This window comes from Pseudomonas sp. RIT-PI-q (genome assembly GCF_001297125.1).
Classification (GTDB): Bacteria; Pseudomonadota; Gammaproteobacteria; order Pseudomonadales; family Pseudomonadaceae; genus Aquipseudomonas.
The window spans coordinates 1-19,989 of record NZ_LHPC01000050.1; the positions used below are offsets into that span (position 1 = coordinate 1).

The 19,989-nt window shown below is 59.2% G+C and carries 22 protein-coding genes and 1 pseudogene; 10 read left to right on the plus strand and 13 right to left on the minus strand.

The window, feature by feature from the left end; genetic code table 11:
- Nucleotides 1–185: 185 nt before the first annotated feature.
- The gene (locus tag AEQ67_RS26065) at nucleotides 186–659 is read left to right on the plus strand and encodes a cyclic nucleotide-binding domain-containing protein (RefSeq protein WP_059406650.1); all 474 of its coding nucleotides are present in this window, start codon (nucleotides 186–188) and stop codon (nucleotides 657–659) included.
- On the opposite strand, the gene AEQ67_RS26070 is transcribed toward AEQ67_RS26065, so the two are convergent.
- Nucleotides 656–946 carry a hypothetical protein gene (locus AEQ67_RS26070; RefSeq protein ID WP_059406651.1) on the minus strand — a complete coding sequence of 97 codons (291 nt, stop codon included), beginning with the start codon at nucleotides 944–946 and terminating at the stop codon, nucleotides 656–658. The genes AEQ67_RS26065 and AEQ67_RS26070 overlap by 4 nt on opposite strands.
- Before the next feature lie 93 nt (nucleotides 947–1,039).
- Between AEQ67_RS26070 and AEQ67_RS26075 the strand changes: the two genes are divergently transcribed.
- From AEQ67_RS26075 to AEQ67_RS26090, 4 genes are all read left to right on the plus strand, one after another.
- On the plus strand, nucleotides 1,040–1,726 hold the full coding sequence (locus tag AEQ67_RS26075; RefSeq protein WP_059406652.1) for a hypothetical protein: 687 nt from the start codon (nucleotides 1,040–1,042) through the stop codon (nucleotides 1,724–1,726).
- Nucleotides 1,727–1,774: 48 nt separating this feature from the next.
- Nucleotides 1,775–2,149, plus strand: a complete 375-nt coding sequence (locus tag AEQ67_RS26080) for a YajD family HNH nuclease (protein WP_059406653.1) — start codon at nucleotides 1,775–1,777, stop codon at nucleotides 2,147–2,149.
- 208 nt (nucleotides 2,150–2,357) lie between these two features.
- Nucleotides 2,358–2,828: an RNA methyltransferase gene (locus tag AEQ67_RS26085; RefSeq protein WP_007944014.1), complete on the plus strand. Its 471-nt coding sequence runs from the start codon at nucleotides 2,358–2,360 to the stop codon at nucleotides 2,826–2,828.
- Between the two features lie 92 nt (nucleotides 2,829–2,920).
- Entirely contained in the window at nucleotides 2,921–3,298 is a 378-nt protein-coding gene (locus AEQ67_RS26090; RefSeq protein WP_059406654.1) for a YgaP family membrane protein, read from the plus strand.
- Nucleotides 3,299–3,400: 102 nt separating this feature from the next.
- Here the strand turns inward: AEQ67_RS26090 and AEQ67_RS26095 are convergent, their stop codons facing one another.
- Nucleotides 3,401–4,630: a hypothetical protein gene (locus AEQ67_RS26095; protein WP_059406655.1), complete on the minus strand. Its 1,230-nt coding sequence runs from the start codon at nucleotides 4,628–4,630 to the stop codon at nucleotides 3,401–3,403.
- Nucleotides 4,631–4,666: 36 nt separating this feature from the next.
- Nucleotides 4,667–5,116, minus strand: coding sequence for a YcgN family cysteine cluster protein (locus AEQ67_RS26100; RefSeq protein ID WP_059406656.1), 450 nt, complete (start codon nucleotides 5,114–5,116; stop codon nucleotides 4,667–4,669).
- 279 nt (nucleotides 5,117–5,395) lie between these two features.
- Here AEQ67_RS26100 and AEQ67_RS26105 point away from each other — a divergent pair, with 279 nt between their 5' ends.
- Nucleotides 5,396–5,989, plus strand: coding sequence for a nitroreductase family protein (locus AEQ67_RS26105; protein ID WP_059406657.1), 594 nt, complete (start codon nucleotides 5,396–5,398; stop codon nucleotides 5,987–5,989).
- 128 nt (nucleotides 5,990–6,117) lie between these two features.
- On the opposite strand, the pseudogene AEQ67_RS26110 reads toward AEQ67_RS26105, so the two are convergent.
- The 6 genes and pseudogenes from AEQ67_RS26110 to AEQ67_RS26135 form a co-directional block, all read right to left on the minus strand.
- Nucleotides 6,118–7,049 (minus strand): annotated as a pseudogene (locus AEQ67_RS26110) (D-2-hydroxyacid dehydrogenase).
- Between the two features lie 121 nt (nucleotides 7,050–7,170).
- Entirely contained in the window at nucleotides 7,171–7,464 is a 294-nt protein-coding gene (locus AEQ67_RS26115) for a YcgL domain-containing protein (RefSeq protein WP_007898694.1), read from the minus strand.
- Complete coding sequence (gene rnd / locus AEQ67_RS26120; protein WP_059406658.1) at nucleotides 7,461–8,594, minus strand: ribonuclease D; 1,134 nt, start codon at nucleotides 8,592–8,594, stop codon at nucleotides 7,461–7,463. Before rnd ends, AEQ67_RS26115 begins: the two co-directional genes overlap by 4 nt.
- Before the next feature lie 123 nt (nucleotides 8,595–8,717).
- Complete coding sequence (locus AEQ67_RS26125) at nucleotides 8,718–9,380, minus strand: class I SAM-dependent methyltransferase (protein WP_059406659.1); 663 nt, start codon at nucleotides 9,378–9,380, stop codon at nucleotides 8,718–8,720.
- Between the two features lie 73 nt (nucleotides 9,381–9,453).
- A complete protein-coding gene (locus tag AEQ67_RS26130; RefSeq protein WP_059406762.1) occupies nucleotides 9,454–11,103 on the minus strand; it encodes a phosphoethanolamine transferase in 1,650 nt (549 codons plus the stop codon).
- Nucleotides 11,104–11,271: 168 nt separating this feature from the next.
- A complete protein-coding gene (locus tag AEQ67_RS26135; RefSeq protein WP_059406660.1) occupies nucleotides 11,272–12,654 on the minus strand; it encodes a glutamine synthetase family protein in 1,383 nt (460 codons plus the stop codon).
- Between the two features lie 526 nt (nucleotides 12,655–13,180).
- On the opposite strand from AEQ67_RS26135, the gene AEQ67_RS26140 reads away from it, so the two are divergent.
- The 3 genes from AEQ67_RS26140 to AEQ67_RS26150 all read left to right on the plus strand — a co-directional run bounded on the left by AEQ67_RS26140 (nucleotide 13,181) and on the right by AEQ67_RS26150 (nucleotide 16,332).
- A complete protein-coding gene (locus tag AEQ67_RS26140; RefSeq protein ID WP_059406661.1) occupies nucleotides 13,181–14,365 on the plus strand; it encodes a cyanate transporter in 1,185 nt (394 codons plus the stop codon).
- Between the two features lie 15 nt (nucleotides 14,366–14,380).
- Nucleotides 14,381–15,298 (plus strand): DMT family transporter, encoded by a 918-nt coding sequence (locus tag AEQ67_RS26145; protein WP_059406662.1) that lies wholly within the window; start codon nucleotides 14,381–14,383, stop codon nucleotides 15,296–15,298.
- 98 nt (nucleotides 15,299–15,396) lie between these two features.
- On the plus strand, nucleotides 15,397–16,332 hold the full coding sequence (locus AEQ67_RS26150; protein ID WP_059406663.1) for a LysR family transcriptional regulator: 936 nt from the start codon (nucleotides 15,397–15,399) through the stop codon (nucleotides 16,330–16,332).
- Nucleotides 16,333–16,335: 3 nt separating this feature from the next.
- On the opposite strand, the gene AEQ67_RS26155 is transcribed toward AEQ67_RS26150, so the two are convergent.
- Nucleotides 16,336–16,701 (minus strand): 5-carboxymethyl-2-hydroxymuconate Delta-isomerase, encoded by a 366-nt coding sequence (locus tag AEQ67_RS26155; RefSeq protein ID WP_059406664.1) that lies wholly within the window; start codon nucleotides 16,699–16,701, stop codon nucleotides 16,336–16,338.
- 53 nt (nucleotides 16,702–16,754) lie between these two features.
- Complete coding sequence (locus AEQ67_RS26160; protein ID WP_059406665.1) at nucleotides 16,755–17,672, minus strand: LysR substrate-binding domain-containing protein; 918 nt, start codon at nucleotides 17,670–17,672, stop codon at nucleotides 16,755–16,757.
- 250 nt (nucleotides 17,673–17,922) lie between these two features.
- On the opposite strand from AEQ67_RS26160, the gene AEQ67_RS34300 reads away from it, so the two are divergent.
- Nucleotides 17,923–18,180 carry a hypothetical protein gene (locus AEQ67_RS34300; protein WP_236710406.1) on the plus strand — a complete coding sequence of 86 codons (258 nt, stop codon included), beginning with the start codon at nucleotides 17,923–17,925 and terminating at the stop codon, nucleotides 18,178–18,180.
- Nucleotides 18,181–18,232: 52 nt separating this feature from the next.
- On the opposite strand, the gene AEQ67_RS26170 is transcribed toward AEQ67_RS34300, so the two are convergent.
- Nucleotides 18,233–18,424 (minus strand): YegP family protein, encoded by a 192-nt coding sequence (locus AEQ67_RS26170; RefSeq protein ID WP_059406667.1) that lies wholly within the window; start codon nucleotides 18,422–18,424, stop codon nucleotides 18,233–18,235.
- 378 nt (nucleotides 18,425–18,802) lie between these two features.
- On the minus strand, nucleotides 18,803–19,852 hold the full coding sequence (locus AEQ67_RS26175; protein WP_059406668.1) for an ABC transporter substrate-binding protein: 1,050 nt from the start codon (nucleotides 19,850–19,852) through the stop codon (nucleotides 18,803–18,805).
- Nucleotides 19,853–19,989: the final 137 nt, after the last annotated feature.

Consider the following 19,989-nt stretch of genomic DNA (forward strand, 5'->3'; position numbering starts at 1 on the left):
CACTCAGGCATTGGTGATACTGGCTCGCAAGCTTGCTCGGATCGTATTCGCTCTACTGAAAGGACAGGGCGAATACCAACCCAAAGCTGGTTGAGGGCTTCCCCTCAACCATAGAATCTCCCACAGGGATCTGTAGTGATTCAAATTTGAGCCTGCAACAAACCAAACAAAAAAGACCGCACGACATGTCAGAACCGACCCTACTGAACAACGAAATTCGCGACTGGCTGATGGACTGCGGCCTGTTCAATCAATTGCTGCCCGCCGACTTTGCCGCGGCGTCCGGCTACTTCAGCATCAGCACCATCGCTCAGGGCGAAGAGATATTTCACGAGGGCGATGCCGGCAGCTTCATGTGTATCATCCACACCGGCCAGGTGGCGGTGCAGAAAACCAACAGTGACGGGCAATTGGTCACCATGGCGACCCTGCGCAGCGGTCGCGCGTTCGGCGAAATGGCCGTGCTCGACGGCGAACGGCGCTCGGCCAGTTGCGTGGCCGCCAGCCACTGCCAGTTGCTCAACCTGGGCAAGGATTCACTGGAAAAAATGCTCAACGACGCGCCGAAAATCGCCGCCAAGATCATCCGCGCCCTCGCCGTTTCCCTCTCCAGGCGCTTGCGCATGGCCGATGGGCAACTGCTCTTGCAGCAGGTTTAGCCGCCTGGCGATTTGTTTTTCGTGCTGCTCGGCTCAATTCCCGGCACCGGCTGGTCCTTGGTCGGTGGGCTGGGCATTTCGATCGGCACCAACGGCGGACCACCACTGCCGGCGCCGGCCTTGGGCAATGGCGCGGGGCTGATTTGTGGGTACGGTGTGGGTGTCGCGGTGCCGGGCGAACCGGGCATCGGCTGGGGACTGGTCGGGATGGTTTGCAGCTCCTGGGCCTGCACTGCAGTTATCGAGAGCGCGGCCAAGGCAATGACCGTTAGAATGGTGCGCTTCATCAATGGCTCCGTTAGCCTTGTTGTCTGTTTGCAGGCTACTCCCAACTGCGTCTGTTTGCCCTCCCTTATGCCCATTCTTCTCAAGAGAGCTCCATGAAACGTTTCGTTCTGCTCGACACCGCTCCCATTCCTGAAAACGGCGGTGCCCTGTGCCTGTTCGAATACGGCGAGGACTTCGTCATCAAGATTCAGGGTGGCGACGGCGGGCAGTTGATGAACACCCGCATGCACGGCTCCGAAGATGCCCTGGCCGAGATTCCCTGTCGCAAGGTGGCCGGTCGGCCGAACTCGCGGGTGCTGATCGGAGGCCTGGGCATGGGCTTCACCCTCGCCTCGGCCCTCAAGCATCTGGGCAAGACCGCTGAAGTGGTGGTCGCCGAACTGGTGCCCGGCGTGGTGGAGTGGAACCGCGGGCCGTTGGGCGAAAAATCCGGGAACCCGTTGCTCGACAAGCGCACGGTGATCCGCATGGAAGACGTCGCCAATGTCCTGCAAGCCGAGCCGCAAGGTTTCGACGCGATCATGCTCGACGTCGACAACGGCCCCGAAGGCCTGACCCAAAAGGCCAATAGCTGGCTCTACTCCGCCGGTGGGCTAAGTGCCTGCGCCAAGGCCTTGCGGCCCAAGGGCGTGCGGGCGGTGTGGTCGGCCAGCGCCGACCGGCAGTTTTCCGACAAGCTGAAAAAGGCCGGTTTCAAGGCCGAGGAAGTCCAGGTCTTCGCCCATGGCAACAAAGGCACTCGCCACACCATCTGGATTGCCGAGAAGCTCAAGGGCTGAGCTAAACTTGCCTCATAACCGTCATTAGTCTTTTACAAAGGTGAACCCATGAGTTCGTCAACGCCCCCGACCAACACGTCGAAACTGGACCGCATCCTCGCCGACAATCAGCGCGACAAGGAAATGGGTTACCGCGACAAGGCCCTGAAGATGTACCCGCACGTGTGCGGCCGCTGCGCCCGTGAGTTTTCCGGCAAGCGCCTGAGCGAGCTGACCGTGCACCACCGCGACCACAACCACGACAACAACCCGCAGGACGGCTCGAACTGGGAATTGTTGTGCCTGTATTGCCACGACAACGAACACTCGCGCTATACCGATCAGCAATATTTTGACGAGGGTTCGCTCAGCAGCCCGAAAATTGCCAAGGCGACGCATAATCCGTTTGCGGCGTTGGCGGGGTTGATGAAGAAGGACGACTGAAGATCTTCAGTCGCTGGACTGGCCTCATCGCGGGCAAGCCCGCTCCCACAGGGTTCTGCGGCGAACACAATATTTGTGATCACCGCAATCACTGTGGGAGCCAGGCTTGCCCGCGATAGCAATTGCTCAGACACCACCAATCTACAATCTGACCGCCCTCCCCCAATCCCCGTATAATCGCCGTTTTTTCCCCGAAGGCACCTCGCTCGTGGCAGATAAACGGTACAGCTGCATTGGTTTGTATAACCCCAAATCACCGGAAAACGTCGGTTCGGTGATGCGCGCCGCTGGCTGTTATGGCGTGGCGTCGGTGTTCTACACCGGCAAGCGCTATGAACGCGCCGCCGACTTCGTCACTGACACCAAGCGTGTCCACTACGACATTCCGCTGATCGGTATCGACGACCTGAAGAAAATCCTGCCCCTGGGTTGCGTCCCGGTGGCCGTGGAACTGGTCGACGGCGCCCGCTCGTTGCCGGAGTACACCCACCCGGATCGCGCGCTGTACATCTTCGGCCCGGAAGACGGCTCGCTGGACAAAGAGATCCGCGACTGGTGCGAAGACGTGGTCTACATCCCGACCACCGGCTGCATGAACCTGGCCGCCACCGTCAACGTCGTGCTCTACGACCGCATGTCCAAAGGGCTCAACACCCGTTCCGGAGCGAAATTCCGCTGAATCACTGCACATCCGATGGAACAAGCCGCCCGCCTCGGCAGTCAGCTTAATTATCTATTCTTGAAGCAGCGCTTCCCGCCAGGAGACAGATCATGAGCGAACTCAAACGCGTAGAACGCATCGAATCCACCCCGTTCCAGACTCTTCCAGACCAGAACGTTCACGGCTGGGAGCGCTTCGGCTCCCTCGCCGGTGGTGTGGTCATGGTCGGCAAAGGCTTGCGCCGTGGCGGTGTGTTCGGCCTGATTCAAGTGGCGATCGGCGGCGTAGCGCTGGCCCGCGGTATTACCGGGCACAGCTCGGCCAAGAGCCTGCTGGAGAAAAGCCGTCAGGACATGAACAACGTGCGGGCGAAGATTCAGCGCGCAGGGGAAGAGTTGAGCAAGTTGAAGGCGAATGCCGAGGCGGCGACCAATACGGCGACCGTGACGGGCAATGATTCTTTGACGTCGCCCAAGACCGGGGTTTGATCCGAAGACCTCTTCGCGGGCAAGCCTCGCTCCTACAGGTCATGTGTCGATTTCGAAACGACACATTGACTGTAGGAGCGAGGCTTGCCCGCGAAAGCGGTATTACTGAAGCAACTCGGTATCCAACACTTTGGAAGACTCACCAATAACGCTGTCCGCGAGCTGCACGAATTCCTTGGTATCGATACTTTCCAGATGCATCGCCCCACGCAACACATCATCCAGCGAACGCTTGTTGCGGGTCTTCAGGCGAATCTCGCGATCCAGTTCCTGTAGCAACACCACCGCTTTCGCTACCTGCGCCGGGCTGACCTGTTCGCCACGCAAGGTCGTGACTTTCTGGCTGTCCTTGACCAGCTTGCCGTGCAGGTTTTCATAGCGCTCATCACTCATGCCGCCCGCGCGGCGCACCAGTTCGATGGCGTAATACTCGGCAAACCCTTCGCTGATCCAGTCACTGCGCTGCTGGTCGTTGATCCGCCCGAACACCTGGGCCAATTCGCGCACCAACACACTGCTGCCGCTTTCACTGACCAACGGCAAACGCGTGTTCAGATAGATCGATTCGCGCGCCGCCAGGCTACCGCGCCACATCGGATCGTTGGCGCCGACAATCAGCAGTTTGGCCGGATGACGGGGGAACACCTCTTGAACGTGCGGCCAGACGAACGTCAGCAGCGTCAGCACATCCATGCGCCGCATGCCTTGGCCCTGAGGCGAGGCGACGGTGACTTCGGTTTCCCCGAGACGCGTGCGTCGGGTGCCGAGGTGGCCGGCGAGCATCCAGCCCGTAGGCCGGTCGAACAGTCGGGAAACGTTGTCGATGCGAAACTTGTTCTTGCCGATCCGTGGCCAGGCGGTTTCGACGCTTTTCCAGCCGTTGGGCAATTCGAATTCAAGCCGTGACACCAACTCGACGCCGTCCTGTTGATCGAGTTTGGCCGCCGGCACCAGATCGTCGCCGCGCATCAACGCCCAGGTCGGGGTCATGCGCGTGTCGAAACTGCCGCTCTTGCGCCCGTGGCTGATGCGCACGCGGTAGGTCAGGCTGGCCTTGTCGGCGGCCGGACGCCAGACACCTCGGGTCGCTTTGCCCGGCGTGAGCTGCCATTCGCCGTCGGCCTTGAAGTCGCTGTAGTGGCTGCCGTCGCCGAGGTCGAAATCCAGGCTGCGCACCGCCGAGCCCTGGGCCAGGGTCAGGCGCACTTCCGCCTGATCGCTTTGCGGCAACAGGCGCACGTGGTAATCCAGGTCGACTTTCTTCGCCGCCCACACGGACGAATTCAAGGCCAACAACCCAACGGCCAACGCCAGCCGCAATCCCACAGCCATACACACTCCTTCGTGAAACGTTAAATCGTCGGGCGTTTAACCCGCCCGGAAAATCAGATGATCTTCCCAATCGTCTTCCGACACACTGCCTTCGGCGAGCATGCGTCCGGACTGGGAAATACGTTCGTGATGCACCGCCTCGCGATCACCGCACACCAGATGGTGCCAGAGCGGCAAGTCCTTACCTTCGCTGACCAGTCGATAACCGCAGGTCGGCGGCAGCCATTTGAACTCATCGGCCTTGCCCGGTGTGAGCTGGATGCAGTCCGGTACGAAGTCACGACGGTTGGGGTAATCACTGCACTGGCAGGTATTCAGGTCCAGCAGTTTGCAGGCGATACGCGTGTAATAGACGCTGTTGTCGTCTTCATCTTCGAGCTTTTGCAGGCAGCACAGGCCACAGCCGTCGCACAGCGATTCCCATTCCTCAGGATCGAGTTGATCGAGGGTTTTGCGCATCCAGAACGGTTCGGCTTTGGCGACCATGGTTCAACATCGACATCAGGTGGTGAAAAGGCCGCCAGTCTAGTGCCCGCAGCCCCGTGGGCCAAGCATTGGCGACTGCCGGTAGAACGGCACTTGTCAGTTCTTGCGCCGCCAAGTAGCTTTGCAAGTCACAAGGAGCCAAGCCTGCGTGCCATTAACGCTCAACCGCGTTGCATTCAGGTGAATTGCCACGGCTCTTGAAAAACCTCATCGCTCAGCTCAACTGCGCCCGCAGGTTTCAAACGCCCTTCCCTTTCAAACGTAGCAAGGAATCGATTGATGAGTGCTAATCCACGCGTTGCCGACTATGCCATCCACCCTCAGTTCACCGATCGCTGGTCGCCCCGCGCCTTCACCGGTGAAACCATTCCCGAAGAAACCCTGCTGAGCTTCTTCGAAGCCGCACGCTGGGCGCCATCGGCCTACAACTCGCAACCTTGGCGGTTTCTCTACGCGCGTCGCGACACGCCGAACTGGGAGCGTTACCTGGGCCTGTTGAATGAATTCAACCGCAGCTGGGCGCAACACGCCTCGGCGCTGGTGATTGTGGTATCGAAAACCACTTTTGCGGTGCCTGGCGCCACGGAAGAAACCCCGGCCCTGTGGCATACGTTCGATACCGGTTCGGCCTGGGGCCACCTGGCGCTGCAAGCGAGCATCAGCGGCTGGCACACCCACGGCATGGCCGGTTTCGATCAGGAGCTGACCCGCAAGGAGCTGAATGTTCCTGAAGGCTATGCTTTGCACGCAGCAGTAGCGATCGGCAAGCTGGGCGACAAGTCGACGCTGGCGGATTACCTGCAAGCGCGTGAAGAGCCAAGCCCGCGTCGTCCGTTGAGCGAGTTGGCGGCTGAAGGCGATTTCACCCTCTAAACCACAAATCAAAAAATCTCCTGTAGGAGCAGAGCTTGCTCGCGAAGAGGCCATCACATCCAACATCAACATTGGCTGTGAGACCGCCTTCGCGAGCAAGCTCTGCTCCTACAGGGGTGTGGTGGGGCTCAGTAGCCGCGATTGAAATCCACTTCTCCGCGCAACGCCTCACCCGCCTGATACGCCCGCAGGTTCTCGACAAACAGGTTCACCATCATCGTCGGCGAAGTCGGTGCCGAGCTGTGACCGGTCAGCAGCAAGCCCCAGGCGGTCCAGAACGGATGACGTTGCGGCAACGGTTCCTGACGGCAGACGTCGATCACGGCGCCCGCCAGATGCCCTTCTTTCAAGGCCTCCACCAAGTCCGCATCGACCACCGCCACACCGCGCCCGACGTTGATGAACAACCCGGTCGGCTTGAACTGCTTGAACAGCGCTGCGTCGTACAAGTCATGGGTGTTCGGCGTATTGGGCAGCAGATTGATCACGTAATCCACTTCAGCCACCAAACGCGGCAGATCGGCCAGTGCTCCGACTTCGACAAACGGCGCCTGCTCGCGGGCTTCGCTGGCGATGCCGTACAACTCGACGCCAAACGGCACCAGGAACTGCGCCACGGTCTGACCGATATCACCGGTGCCGACGATCAACACCTTGCGCCCCGCCAGGCTTTGGCCCTGGCGACTGTCCCACTTGCGCTCGACCTGGCTGACCAGGCGTGGCAGCACTTCGCGTTCGTGGCCGAGCATGTAGGTCAGCACGTATTCGGCCATGACCTGACCGAAAATCCCCACCGCACGGGTCAAGCGATAGTGGCGTGGCAAGCCATCGGCCCGCAGCGGCGTGATGCCGGCCCCGGTCGGTTGCAGCCACTGCGGCCCGGGGCCCCGACGCCGCAGGGTCGCCAGCAGGTCCGGCTGACCAAGCCCGATCGGACAACCAGCGGCCGGCTGGCCAGTTCGGCGGAATCACCGCTGGTCAGCACTTCCAGCTCAGGCGCTGCCTGACGCAACAGTTGGGCGTACACAGGGTGGTCGTGTTCAGCAATCAGAACGCGCATGGCTCAAACCTTTCAAAAGCAGTGCAGACGGCCACCGACGGAGTATCGCTCCGTCGTCGCAGCCATCGCCAAATATCATTCCAGTGTTTCACAAAGGCTCTGAACAGAACCTGACTAGCGATCACATCGGGTCGTTGCGGCGCAGCAATTCTTCCGGCAAATGCTCGATGTACTCGTCTTCGGCCGGCGGCATTTGCAAGTGGTAGCCCTGCTTTTCCAGGTTTTCCAGGACCACGGTGATGTCCTCGCGCGACAGTTTGCGCTCGGGTGTCAGCACCAGGTCGAAAGCGTGATGAGGTTTGCCGAAGGCCGCCATCAGACTTTCCGGGACGCGCTCCAGTGCATCGCTTTTGAGCACATAGAGGTACATCTCGTTTTTCTTCAGGCTTCGGTAGATGGAGCAAATACGTTTCAAGGCTGTTCTCCGGCGGTGGCCAGGCTGTCGAGCAGCGCCTGGCCCATCAATTCGCGGCGCCAGCCACGCAGCGAATCAGGCAATTGGTAAGGACCGTTGGGGTAGCCGCTCTTGAGCAGCGCTTCCAGGGTTTTCTTGCGCAGCATCAGCTCCGGCGCGATGTTCAGGCGCTCGGCTTCGGCCTGGCCGATCGCCCGCAGTTGCTTGACCAGCGTGGCGGCATCGACCGGCAAGGGCTCAGGCACGGCTGGCGGCCATTGATCTGGCGACACACTGCCAGAGCGCTTGATCAGATCAAGCAGAAATTCGCCGTCCTGACGCACGGTACGCGGGTGCATGTCTTCGATTTTCGCCAACGCGCCGAGGTTGTCCGGCTGCGTCCGCGCCAGCGGCCACAGGGAATGCTCACGGACGATGCGATTACGCGGCAGATCGCGGGCACGGGCCTCGCGCTCGCGCCAGGCGCAGAGTTCGCGCAGCACGGCGAGTTGAGCGCGGGACAGCTTCCAGGCCAGTTTGGCGTCGCGATAAACCTCGTACGGGTCGACCTCGCGACGCAGGTTGGCCACCAGCTCGGCGCCGTCTTCCAGGACCCAGTCGTATTTGTCGTCAGACAGCTTCGGACGCAACTGTACGAAAACTTCCGCCAGGTGCAAGGCATCTTCGGCGGCGTAACTGATCTGGGTGTCGGACAGCGGACGTTGCAGCCAGTCGGAGCGGGTCTCGCCCTTCGGCAGGTCGATACCGAGCACTTCCTGCACCAGTCGCGAATAGCCCATGGAGAAACCGAGGTTCAGGTAAGCCGCGGCCAATTGGGTGTCGAACAACGGCGCCGGCAGGCTGCCGGTCAGGCGCAGCAAGACTTCGAGGTCTTCGCTGCACGCATGCACGACTTTGACCACGGCCGGGTTTTCCAGCAGCGCGGACAACGGCTGCCAGTTATCGATGGTCAGCGGATCAATCAGGTAAGCGCGTACGCCATCGCCGATCTGCAGCAAACCTGCAATCGGATAAAAGGTGTCGACCCGCATGAATTCGGTGTCGAGGGCAACGTAGGGCAGCTGCTGCCACTCGGCGCAAAACTGACCGAGGCTATCGTTGTCGCGAATCCAGTGAATATCGATGGCCACACGGCTCTCCCTTGAAGAATGGCGCGCAGTATATATCGCCCCCGGCGATTTCCGCGCATTCACTGAACAAGAGCTTTAGCGAAAATGCCGGCCAGATAGCAAGAAATGTCTGACAAAGGGAGGTTAGCTGGCCTTACGCAGTACATAGACGCGCATCCGCGCGCAACCCGGCAGGAAATCCTGATGGCTGAGAATCCGTAAACCCGCTTGCTTGAATTCGGCTTCCACTTCGGCCTTGCTGGCCAACTGGCGGGGTGCAACGCCGTCTGCATGGGTGCGCCGCCGCTTGAAATGGGCATCGACCCGTGCCGCGACAATCACCGTATCGCGACTGACCCGGCGGAATTCGCCCAGCATCGCCAGACGATGCTCGGGGCTGGCGATGTGTTGAAACAGTTGCATGCAAAAAATGCAGTCCACGGCGTTGGCCGACAAGCCGATGGTGAATGCGGAGCTCTGAAAGGTCTTGACCCGCTTCAACAGGTTCTGCGGATGGTGGGTCTGGGCGTGATTGAGCATGTCCTGGGACGGATCGGCCGCGAGAATCACCCGGTTCGCATGCTCGGCCAGTACCGGCCAAAAGCGCCCGACACCGCACGCAACATCGAGAATCAGCCCCGGCTCGCCAGCCACCTTGAGCGCGTTGCGCACCAGTTGCTCGTCACGCCAGAACGTCAGGCGCCCAGCCAGGCCACGCGGTTGCGGCTGCAGACAGACGCGGGCGTGTTCCTGATCGTAGCGCCGGGCGAACTCAAGTTCGATGGCGGATGGCGGTTGAGCGGACATGTGCAAGGGCTCTTGGTAGAAACATTACCGGCCGCAGGTTAGCGGCCGGTGCGTGAAAAAAAGGTCGAAGCATTCACTCTTTGGCCAGCACGCCATCGATCACGGCACCGCGGCAACCGGCGAACATATCCAGATCCTGGTTATAGACCTTGCTGTTGACCTCCAGCAAACCGAGCATCGAATGGAACAGGTTGTCCTGGCTCAAGGGCTTGTCACGACTCAGTTGCAGGCAATGCGTGTCCACCGAGAACGACTTTTGATAGCTGTCGGAGAACCACGCCAGCATCGCCACATGTTTCTGTTGTTCCGGCGCCAGCATGTAAGGCGTGCCGTGGAGGAACAAGTTGTACTCGCCCAGGGATTCGCCGTGGTCCGACAGATAGAGCATCGCGGTATCGACTTTGTCCTGGTTACTGCGCAACAGATCGATCAGGGTCGACAGTACATGGTCGGTGTACACCAAGGTGTTGTCGTAACCGTTGACGATACTTTCGCGACTGCAATTGTTCAGCGCATTACTTTCACAGACCGGGGTAAAGCGCTCGTACTCTTTCGGGTAGCGCTTGAAATACTCCGGACCGTGACTGCCCATCTGGTGCAGCACCAGTACCGTGTCTTTATCGAGGGTGTCGATGAAGTGCTGCAAACCTTGCAGGAGAATTTCGTCGCGGCATTCGCTGTTGGCGCACAACACCGGGTCCTTCAGGTTACTGACGTCGTCGAGGGTGACCCGATCGCAAGTGCCTTTGCAGCCCGACTGGTTGTCACGCCAGATCACCTCCAGACCGGCGCGCTTGAGCACGTCCAGCAGCCCTTCTTCATTCTTTGCCTTGCTGGCGTTGTAATCCTTGCGCCCCATGTTGGAGAACATGCACGGCACCGATACCGCCGTTTCGGTGCCGCAGGAATGCACATCGGTAAACGCGATCAGGCCGGCTTCTTTATCCAGTTTGGGCGTGGTATCCCGGTTGTAACCGAGAATGCCGAAGTTCTCGGCACGGGCACTTTCGCCCACCACCAGCACTGTCAGGGATTTACGGCCGTGGGTTTGCCAGGCGGGGTTTCGCTGGGCATCTACGCCAATGGCGACAAAGGGTTGCCGCGCAGAGGCGACCTGTTCACGCAGAAAGCCGGCCGAGGCGCCGATGTAGTTGCTCGGCACCACCATCAGGCGCAACTCATGGTGGTTGCGAAACAACGAAGACAAGCCTTGATAGTTAACCAGTGCGACACCACCAATGACCGCAACCGAGGCAACAGTCACGAGCGCTTTACTGAGTAATTCACGGTGCCAGCGACGGTAACTAACCGGCGTTTTCCACAACAACAACGACGGCAAAACACCGAGTACAACAATATAAACAAGCAACTTGATCGAGAGTAAGTCACGCACTTCCGTGGCATTGGTTTGTGCAAAGTTACGCAACATGCCGGTGTCAATCAAAACACCGTATTGACTCATGAAATACGCCACGCCGGCACTGACCATAAAAATCAATGTCAGGACCGGTTTCATCACGGGCCGGAAAGCCAGAAGCGTCAGTACGATGTTGAAAGCCGCCAGGATCATAACCCCGAACGCCACGCGCATGACCAGGCCTTTGCCGTCAGACGCCGTAATTTCAAACAGGTGCTGCCAGAGCACGAAATTGAAACCGACTAATAAAAAGGCGCTGGTAATCAGTGTCACCCACTCGGGGCGCACGGCTTTAATCTTCAACATGGTGATCGGCTGTTCCTGAAAAGAAGTGCCATCGATAAATGTGAAAATTTCATTTACCGCGACAGCACTAATGGTAGGCAGCCAACCATCAATTTTTTGTGAAAAAGAAGCCAACGATTAGTTGGCTCATGGCATTAAGCCAAAACTTCCGTAGTATTTGAGAATGGTTCAGGCCTGGTTCAGGTACCAACGCCAATCCTGTTCACCCACTTCGCCCATGAATTGTCGGTACTCGGCACGTTTTACCGCCAGGTACACACCAAGGAATTCACCGCCTAACGCGTCACGCGCCCAGCTCGAACCTTCCAGCGCCCGCAACGTGGTCAGCCAGTCAGTCGGCAGCAGTTCCGTGGCCTGGGCGTAACCATTGCCCTCCACCGGCGCGCCTGGGTCGAGTTGTTCGCGTATTCCGCGATGAATCCCGGCCAGGATCGCCGCGGCCGCCAGATACGGATTGGCGTCGGCGCCACAGATGCGATGTTCGATATGCCGGGAAAACGCCGGCCCGCCCGGCACGCGCAAACTCACGGTGCGGTTGTCGACACCCCAGGTGGCCGCCAGCGGTGCGTAGCTGTTGGTCTGGAAGCGGCGGTACGAGTTGGCGTTCGGACAGAACAGCAGCAACGAGTCGAGCAAGGTGCTGAGCATGCCGCCGACCGCCTGCCGGAGCAGTGGCGTGCCGTCCGCGGCTTCGCTGGCAAACAGGTTGTTGCCGTCCTTGTCTGCCAGGCTGACGTGCATGTGCATCCCGGTGCCGGCCAGGTCGTCGAAAGGTTTGGCCATGAAGCACGCCGTCATCCCGTGCTTATGCGCCACGCCCTTGACCAGCCGCTTGTAGCGCACCGCTTCGTCCATTGCCTGTAGGGCATCGGTGCGATGTTCGAGGGTAATTTCCACTTGCCCCGGCGCGTATTCGGAAATCGCCGTGCGCGCCGGAATGCCCTGGAGTTTGCAGGCGCTGTAGAGATCGGCCAGGAACGGTTCGATCTGCTCCAGCTCACGCAAGCCGTAGACCTGAGTGCCTCGCGGTCGCCCACCATCGACATCCCGTGCCGGCTGCGGTCGACCGTTGCTGTCGCGCTGCTGATCCAGCAGGTAAAACTCCAATTCCGCCGCCATGACCGGGTAATAGCCATCGGCCTGCAAGCCTTCAATGACTTTCGCCAACAGATGCCGTGGATCGGCGATGGTCGCGGGCATGCCTTCCTTGGGGTGCATGCTGACTTGCACCGCCGCGGTAGGAATCAAGCGCCATGGCATGCGCGTCAAACTGCCGCTGATCGGGTAGGCCCGGCAGTCGATATCACCCACATCCCAGACCAGCCCGGAATTTTCCACGTCATCGCCATTGATGGTCAGGCCCAGAATCGTACTCGGCAATGGCCGTCCGCTTTCGTACACCGCCAACAACTCATCGCGATGCAGCAACTTGCCCCGAGGCACGCCGTTGTTGTCGAGAATGAACAACTCGAACATCTCGATATCCGGATTCTGTTCCAGAAAGGTCAGGGCTTCTTGCTTCGTGGCGAAGGAGGTCGTGGCAAAACTCATGGGAATTCTCTTATTTCCGCGTGAGGCAAGCGCACAGGCGCCGCCGCTTTGATCCGACGCACAGCGCGGGATCTGTAAGAACATTCAACGGGAAATGCAGGCATCCGGTGGGCGCGCGTGACGGCAGTGCCACAGCGCCCAAAAGGCTAATTCGGAGGGGAGTGCGACTGGACAATCGTCCATAGATAAAACCGCAGAGAACAGATGAGCAGCAGCGTCACACGGGTGGTTAAGTGGTTAAATCAGGATTTGAAGAACTTTGGGTGTGGGTTGGCTAAACATTAGCTGAGCGCTTAAATCTACCAAACACTGCATCCCCCTGTGGGAGCGGGCTTGCCCGCGATAGCGTACTGACGGTCGACATAGTCGCTGACTGTGAAACCGCCTTCGCTGGCAAGCCAGCTCCTACTGTTTTGGGGTGTCGCGGCCGAGGTATTTAATTTCTAAATACCTCTCTGGACTTTCTGGTTTGCGGCCTGCAGCCCTCGCGCGCCTAATCGGCTCCTTAACATTCAAGGTCCGATAGATGGAAAACGTTCGCGCAACCACCCGCCCTGCCCTCTGGTTGATGTTCAGCATCATGCTCGTCGCCCTGAATCTGCGCCCGTCCATGGCCGCTGTCGGGCCATTGCTGTCGGCGATTCGTGGTGACATTGCGCTGAGTTTCAGCCTGGCTTCGTTGCTGACCATGCTGCCGGTGATGGCGATGGGATTGGCGATGTTCTTCGGCCTCAGCGTCAGTCAGCGCCTCGGCGAACAGCGCACCGTGGTGCTGTCGTTGCTGATCATCGGCCTGGCGACGGTATCGCGCCTGTTCCTCGATTCGGCGGCCGAACTGATCCTCAGCGCCGTCCTGGCGGGGATCGGGATTGCGTTGATCCAGGCGTTGATGCCGGCGCTGATCAAATCCCGCTTCAGCGACAACGTTTCCGTGTGCATGGGGCTCTACGTCACGTCGATTATGGGCGGCGCGGCGATCGCTGCCTCCTTCGCGCCGCTGGTGATGACTCGCACCGGCAGTTGGCGCGTGGGGTTGGCGATCTGGGCGGCGCTTGCCGTGGTGGCGTTGCTGTTCTGGTGCGCTCAGCGCGCGGGGACGCCGACACCGATCTCGAGGTCGGTACGCAACGAATCCTTCTTCAGCAATTCCCGCGCCTGGTTACTCGCGATCTTCTTCGGCCTGGGCACGGCGTCCTACACCTGCGTGCTGGCCTGGTTGGCGCCGTACTATGTGGAAAAGGGCTGGAGCGAACAGAACGCCGGTTTGTTGCTGGGCTTCTTGACGGCCATGGAAGTGTTGTCCGGCCTGCTGACGCCAGCCATCGCTAATCGCAGCCGTGACCGACGCTGGGTGCTGGTGGTGTTGCTGACGCTGATCATGGCCGGTTTCTGCGGTTTGATACTCAGCCCGCAACACCTGAGCCTGCTGTGGCCGTGCCTGTTGGGATTGGGCATTGGCGGTCTGTTCCCAATGAGCCTGATCGTGTCCCTGGATCATCTGGACAATCCCCAGCGCGCCGGTGGCCTCACCGCTTTCGTGCAAGGCATCGGTTATCTGATCGCCGGCCTCTCGCCGCTGATTGCCGGGATGATCCGCGATCAGCTTGGCAGCTTCGAATGGGCCTGGTGGTCACTCACCGGCGTGATGGCGCTGATGATCCTGATGGTGCTGCGCTTCGATCCCCGGCACTACGCCAGACACATTCAATAACCCGGAAACCCAACCATGAAATACACCGGTTTTGCCGCCGCGCACCTTGGCATGTTGCTCTGGGCGCTGTTGATCGCCGCCTCATTTCCAGCAGCAGCGCAGGTGAGCCAGGCCATCGACCCGATCTTGCTGACCGGTTTGCGCCTGCTGTTTTGCGCCTTGGTGTTTTTGCCGCTGCTGCTGTTCAAGGGCGATACCGCGATGACTGCTCGGGGACTGCTCGGCCATGCTGCGCTCGGTTTGTTTCTGGCGGTGTATTTCGGTTCGCTGTTCGAAGCGCTGCGCTACACCTCGGCGGTCAACACCGGGACGATGTTCACCTTGGTGCCCTTGCTGACACTGCTTTTCGAAGCGCTCCTGATGCCCGACAGCAGCCTGAAACAGCGGGCGCTGCCAATGCTGATTGCCGCTGCCGGGGCGGTGTTGCTGGTTCTGAAAGGCGCAGGACCGGGCGAGTTGCCATCGCTCTACGCCGTGTCGGTATATGGCGTCGGTTGCCTGGCGATGGCGCTTTATTCGCCCCTGAGTCATCGGCTCAAGGCCAACAGCCTCAAGGGCCGTGGCCCGGTGGCCATGACCTTCTGGAACATGCTGTTCGGTGCGCTGTTTCTGCTGATGTTCTGTGGGTTCAGCGGCGGCTGGCGATCGGCGTCTTTGCTGACCCTGAAGGATTTCTGCTGGCTGGTCTACCTGGCCGTGTTCGCCACGCTGGCAACTTTCTGGTTGCTGCATCGCGCTATCGGCGTGATCGCCCCTTCCTCGGTAATTTCCTACATCTACTTGAGCACGCTGTTCATCACCTTGTTTCACTGGATCTGGTTGCGTCAGTCGCCGCTACCGCTGGAAATCATCGGTGCATTGTTGGTAGGCATCGGTATGCTGGCCTTGCTGATGTCTAGCCGGCGCGCGGTGTTTGCAACCGCTCAGGACTGAATGCCTGCAAGGCATTCTCCTGGCACCATCGTTCCGTTAGGATCATTCGCACAACATTGCGCACAATCAGCGCAAGGAACGCAGCGAGAACGGAACGGATGCTGAACAGTAATTTGCTAAGAAAGCTCGATATGCAGGACCTCATGGTGTTCATCGCCGTGTATGAGCAAAGCAGCGTCACCGGTGTGTCCGAGACGCTCTGCGTCAGCCAGTCCACCGTGAGTTACTGCCTGAAAAAACTGCGCACCAGTTTTGAAGACGAGTTGTTCATCAACACCCGCGCGGGTATGCGCCCGACCTACAAAGCCGGCACCATGTACACCCACGTGCTGAAAATCCTTGAAAGCATCAATCTGTGTCACGCCGGCGCGCCGGCATTCGATCCGACCTTGCAGCCCGTCACGTTCAATATCTGTGCTCCGGAATACTTCGAGCAGTTGATCTTGCCGCGCCTGTTGAAGCGCTTCAATTGCGCCGATCTGTCGGTGATGATCAACATGCACAAGTTCGAAACCGATATTCCGGCCGAAGAATTGCGCAACGGCAGCCTCGACCTGGTGATTTGTTTCGGTCCCAACTTTCATCGCAGTCACGGCGACTTCAAGTCGCGGTTGCTGCTGGAGGATGATCTGGTCTGTGTGTTCGACAAACGCGCCACACCGCTGCAGCCGCGTTTAAGCCTGCAAGCCTTCGTCGAACGCCGGCATGTGTTCCCGACACCCTGGACGTCCACCACCAATATGGTCGACGGCTGGCTGGCGCAACAGGCGCAAAAACGCCAGATCGTTGCGCGCGCCAACAGCTACAGCGCGGCGCTGAAGATGATCACCGGCACTGACTTCATCCTGACCTTACCCCGGCGCATCCAGCAATTGCTGGCCAACGAGGCGATCTTCAATCACTGCGAAGCGCCCAACGGCTTGCCGGGTTTCACCCTCGACATGCAATGGAGCCAAAGCGTCGATCAGGACAGCGCCAACACCTGGCTGCGTGAGCAAGTGGTCAAGGCCTGCACCGAGCAGGAACTGACCTGAAACTCAGTTGTTGATGGCAACCTTGGCGTAGGAATCTCGATCGATGTCGAGGATTTCCACGGCCAGTTGCACCTCAACGCCAGTCGGCCACTCGCACAGGTCACGTACCACCGCCAGCAGGCTTTCGGACAACTGCTTCTTGATTTCCGCCGAGCGACCGCTCAACAGCGCCAGTTTCACATGCACGAACGCCCGCTCACCCAACGCAGTACCGACCTTGAACGTCTCGACTTTCACCGCTCGACTCTTGATGTCGTACTCCGCAGCAAACTGACCGGAAGCCACCAGCGTATTATTGAGCCGGATCAGTGCTACGTCGGCATTCAAATCCGGCAGGTTGTTGGTGTATTCCATGTGCAGGTGAGGCATGGCATTGCTCCTGAAAGTGGCTGAAAAGGTCGTAGGTATAACACGGCGCTGCCCTACGGTAGCACCGGACGCTCACTCATGAACGCCTCCAGACGTGAACGCAACCAGCGTTCGGCCGGATCGGTGTCGACATGACTGAGCCAGACCATGGACAGGTCCAGGGTCGGCGTCTTGAACGGGAACGGTTCCTTGAACAGCAGACCGGACGCCGCCATCGCTTCGGCCGTGTAATCCGGCAGGCTGGCGATCAGATCGGTTCCGGCGAGCAAGGCTGGCAACGAACTGTATTGCGGCACCGAAAGCACCACTTGCCGCGTCCGGCCGATATCAGCCAGCCACTCATCAGCGTAGCCACTGACGTTGGCGGTGTGCGACACCAACACGTGCGGCCGCGAGCAATATTCATCGAGGGTCAGCGGCGTGTCCGAGGCATCGGCACGCAACACGCTGGGCAGGATGTGCCGCAGCAGCTTGCGCTTGGCGTTGGCCGGCAGGCCGCGAGTCTGGCTGATACCCACGGTGATATCGCCGGACGCCAGCAAGTCGGGAATTCGCCAGTAGTCGACATGCTGCACCACGAACACCACCTTCGGCGCTTCCTGGCGCAAGGCACGCAACAGCGGCGGCAACAGGCCAAACTCGACATCGTCCGACAGCCCGATACGAAAGCTCATGGTGCTGCTGGCGGGGTCGAAGTCATGGGTCAGGCTCAGGGCCACCGACAACGAATCCAGCGCTGGCGACAGGTGCCGAATGATCTCCTCGGCCCGCGCCGTCGGCTCCATGCGATGGCCAACGCGAATGAACAGCGGATCGTTGAACATCGTGCGCAAGCGATTGAGTGCCGAACTGATGGTCGGCTGCCCAAGAAACAGCTTCTCCGCCACTCGGGTGACGTTGCGTTCAAGCATCAGCGTTTCAAACACCACCATCAGGTTGATGTCGGCCTTGCGTAGTTCGTTGCGATTCATCTACTGCCCCTACTCCCCAAATCTGCTGACAGTTTAGGTAGCTGTCGCAATCGGCGTCTATGCGAATGCCTCATGCACTTTACGTTTAACGCGAAGGCAGACGTGCGCTGCGTCCTACATCCCGTTCCTGATTTTGCTGTGCGTCTGGCGTGATACGAATCCACCCCAAGCTCGCCAACGATCAAGGCATAACGGCCCTGGACTCAGGGAGCCGCGCGCACACCTGATAACCACACCTGTAGGAGCTTGCTTGCCAGCGAAGGCGGTTGAACCGTTGGCATTTGCGGTGAGGCGGACATCGCCTTCGCTGGCAAGCCAGCTCCTACAGGGGATCTCGCAATGGCTAGAGCTTGATGAAGCCGACTACGTCGCAGGCCTTTACCCTCACGCAAAGGAAGAGGTGAAAACTTTCCTGGCATCGGCCAGCAAGGATAAATCCCTGCACAACTCCACCCGCAAGGACGTCTATGACCTGATCAAACGAAAACCGGGCCACTGGCAACTGTAAGACCCCGGTTGGAACGAAGCTGCTCCGACTGAGCAGCTTCACTGCCTGCAACCTAGATTTCCTTAGTCGGGGTCTGATCCTGAGTCCCCTTGATCAGACTGATGGCATGCACGCAATCAGCCTTGTTGAGGTAACTCTCCCCGCTGGCAATCGTTTCATTATTCCCCGCCCTCAAACGCCACCGCCATTGCCCCTTGCCAGTCTGGGAGGTGCCACGGGTTTGCCTGTAAATCTCAAAATACATTGATCGCTCCTTGCGAATGCTGATGACGACAGGTCAGTGACCTGAGAAACCAGAGTAGATGAGGATTTTTCGCGGCGAGGTCTTTCAATGTCAGGGGATATTTCGAGGAAAAACCCTTTATTCGCACGGCGGCCAATGGATACGGGGGTAGGTAAATAGAGTGACTCGGATGGGTAACTTTTCTTGTGAATACGCTTATTTTTCTTACGTCAGGGCACTGCCTGTTCTCACGTAGTAACTCGGCGTTCAGAAAGGGATCTCGAAAGGGCTGGACGCTTTTTAGCGTCCGGCCGAGGTTGAATGTTATGGCCGCTTCGCTGGCAAGCCAGCGCCTACAGGGGGAGCGGCATGAGATCCAACGACAATGTGATATTGCGATTACTTGCTGGCCCAGGCATTGAACCGTTCTTCGAGTTCTTCGCCATGATCAACCCAGAACGCCACGTCCATCGATAGCGCACCTTTCAGGTTCTGCGGCGCGGTGGGCACCCATTGCGCCAGTTTGCTATCCAGCTTGGCCGCCGCTTCGGTATTGGTCGGGCCATAAGGGATTTGCTCGACATACTTGACCTGGGCATCCGGCTGATTGGCGAAGGCGATAAAGCGTTTGGCCTGGTCGACATGTTTCGAGCCTTTGATGATCGCCCAGTAATCCATGCCATACAGGCTGCCCGGCCAGACCAGCCCCAAGTGGCTGCCACTTTGTGCAGCGGCAGCCACACGCCCGCTGTAGGTCGAGGTCATCACCACGTCCCCGGCCGTCAACCATTGCGCCGGTTGCGCGCCGGCTTCCCACCACTGGATGTAAGGCTTGAGTTCGGTGAGCTTGGCGAAAGCCCGGTCGACACCTTGCGGCGTATTCAACACCGAATACACGTCCTCGACCTTCACCCCGTCAGCCAACAAAGCGAATTCCAGGTTGTATACCGCGCGTTTACGCAGCCCGCGCTTGCCTGGGGTTTTCTTCACATCCCAGAAGTCGGCCCAGGAAGTCGGGGCCTGCGCAAGCTTCTGCGTGTCGTAGGCTATTGCCACGCTCCACACCAGCGCCGCCGAACCACACGCCTGCGCCGCATCGGGAATCAACTGCTCGACACGACCCAGACTTTTCCAGTCGAGCTTTTCGTACATGCCTTCGTCGCAACCGCGCATCAGGTCCGGGCCTTCGATCTGCACCACGTCCCAATCGGCATTGCCGGTGTCGACCATTACTTTGATCCGGGCCATCTCGCCGTTGTATTCACTCTGGATCAGCTTGCTGTGATCCGCGACGCTGAACGGTTGGAAGAACGCCACATCCTGGGCTTTCTGTCCGGCACCGCCGTAACCCACCACCACCATGTCTGGCGCTGCCTGCGCGCTGCCAAGGCCGACGGCCAGAGACAGCAGCAAGGGATAAAAACCGTGCTTGAGCGTATTCGATTTCATCAGTGGTTCCTCTTGCAGGTGCCACTCGACTGTACGCCGCGTGGCCCTTTTTATTGTTGTGAGGTTCGCCCCAGGTGCGGGCGCCAAATGAATCTACTTCGAGCCTTAGTAAAAAAACAAGTTGATTTTTTACTGAA